The sequence below is a fragment of the Hydrogenivirga sp. 128-5-R1-1 genome (assembly GCF_000171895.1).
Map to the genome: position 1 here is coordinate 1 of NZ_ABHJ01000157.1, position 2196 is coordinate 2196.

General features: G+C 31.6%; 2 protein-coding genes and 1 pseudogene. All 3 read right to left on the reverse strand.

The genetic code is table 11. The features are described 5' to 3' along the window. The coding region (locus HG1285_RS03985; protein ID WP_008288750.1) for an aspartate kinase at nt 1–719 on the reverse strand (719 nt) is incomplete at its 3' end. Between the two features lie 18 nt (nt 720–737). After that, nucleotides 738–1478: an aminotransferase class IV gene (locus HG1285_RS03980; RefSeq protein ID WP_008288751.1), complete on the reverse strand. Its 741-nt coding sequence runs from the start codon at nt 1476–1478 to the stop codon at nt 738–740. 5 nt (nt 1479–1483) lie between these two features. After that, a pseudogene (locus HG1285_RS03975) lies at nt 1484–2196 on the reverse strand (glycosyltransferase family 39 protein); the annotation flags it as partial.

Sequence of the window (2196 nt, forward strand, 5' to 3'; positions counted from 1 at the left end):
ATCCATGTTCCGTCTTCATAGCTAAATGAAGACCTTACGTGTATTTTAACGCCGTATTTGGCTGCAAACTCAACAGACCTTATTTGCATAACTTTTGAACCAAGAGATGCCATTTCCATCATTTCTTCATAAGATATTACTGGTATTTTCCTTGCATCTTCAACAATTCTTGGGTCTGCTGTGAAAACCCCTGGAACATCAGTATATATCTCACAAACATTTGCGTTTAAAGCCGCAGCCAGAGCAACGGCAGTTGTATCTGAACCGCCTCTTCCAAGGGTAGTAATATCGCCTTTAGGATTTATACCTTGAAATCCTGCAACAATTACAACCTTTCCTTTTTCTATTTCTTCTAAAATTCTTTCTTTTTTTATGTGGGTTATTCTTGCTTTAGTGTGAACGCTGTCAGTTTCTATTGGCACCTGCCATCCTGTAAATGATACTGCAGGTACTCCAATTTCTTGAAGGGCTATTGATAAAAGACCAATTGCTACCTGTTCGCCTGTTGAAACTACCTGGTCAACCTCTCTTGGGTCAGGTCTGTTTGATATTTCATATGCAAGGGATAAAAGTCTATCAGTTTCACCAGACATTGCAGATGAAACAACAACTACCTTTTCTCCTTTATCTACAGCCTCTTTTACTCTTTTTGCAACATTTTTAATCCTTTCTACACTACCAACTGAAGTTCCACCGAATTTTTTAACAACTAAGGACAAAATCTATCCTCCTGATTTTTAAACTATAGAGCTTACTTTAATTATACCATTTAAAGAATTGGTTATAAAAATCATGTCAGAATTTTTAACATCATTTAGATAAAATCTTCCTTCAACAACAACAAATCCTTCCTCTTTAGCTTTTTCTATTACAAACTGTCTTGTTATTCCATTTAAAAGACCACATTCTAATGAAGGAGTGTATAAGTATTTCCCCCTTACCCAGAAGATATTTGCAGAAGAGGTTTCGGTTATTTCATTCTTTTCATTTAAAAATACTGCATCAAAACAGCCTTTTTTAAGTGCATACCTTTTTGCAAGAATGTTTCTTGTGTAATTTGTAGATTTTATTTTAAGAAGCGGGTCTGAAGAATGAACTTTGAAAGGTGCTACAGTCAGTTTTATTTCTTGTTCTTCAAGAGGTTTAAAAGGTTTTATAATTACGAGTAAATTAGAATTTTCAGCTTTTTCTGAAAAATAAGTACTTCCTTCTGATGTAAGTACTGTTTTAACATAAAGGTCTTTTTCTTTTAATTGTTTTACACTATCTTCTATAAATTTTATGTAATCTTCTAAAGAAATTACAGGAATATCCAAGACCTGTGCTCCTTTTTTTAAACGGCTGTAATGCTTTTCTATAAACTTTGGTAGTTTTCCGTTATACCTAAAAGTTTCAAAAACACCTTCTCCATACATTAAAGTCCTGAGAATTTTTTTGTTTAAAAATCTTTTTCCGTTTAGAGTAATTACCTCTTTCATTTTTCCTACCTCTCGTAAATAAGTGCCCAATTTCTAAAGTTAGAATAATCTCCTTTTTGGGCTTTTATAACAGCCTTTAAAAATTTTGCAAATTGGGATTCGCTTCCTCTATCGTAAAGTTTTCCTTTCCATAAAACCTGAGCATTTTTAAAGTAGATTAAATCCTTCTGGAAAACAAGGGCAAGTTTAGGTTTTTTATAAGAAATGATTTTTTCAATAGGATAATCCCTTAATACTTTTCTTTTTGCATAGAAAGGTAGGTTGTGGAAAAATCTATTTTCAATTATTAGAGGTATACTTTTAGGAATAAAATTATCCTGTATTACCTGCCCTATCTTATCGTAAGGTCTATATTTTTCAATTTTTGGTAGTACTGATATAACGAAAATCAAAAGCAGTAAAATGAAAGATAAATAAGGTGTAATTTTTATATCTTTATATCTAAGTATGTATAAAGGTATGAAAACCACAAAAATGTAATACAGGTAATCAAGCTTAAAAACATAAATAAGAAAAACCATAGCTACAATAGTAATAGCAGTAGGTATTATAAAGGTTAAGTAGTATAAATATTTTTTTATTCCCAACGGTTTATAATTTATTATCAAATAAGCAGATAAAACGGAAAGTGCTGGAAATGTCTGTATCATATATGTTGGAAGCTTTCCTTTTGCAATTGTGAAAATAACCATCATTGACCAAAACCACGAAAAAACAA

Coding starts and splice junctions, on each gene's coding strand:
- HG1285_RS03980 (WP_008288751.1), bottom strand. CDS start 1,478: ATGAAAGAGGTAATTACTCTAAACGGAAAAAGATTTTTAAACAAAAAA.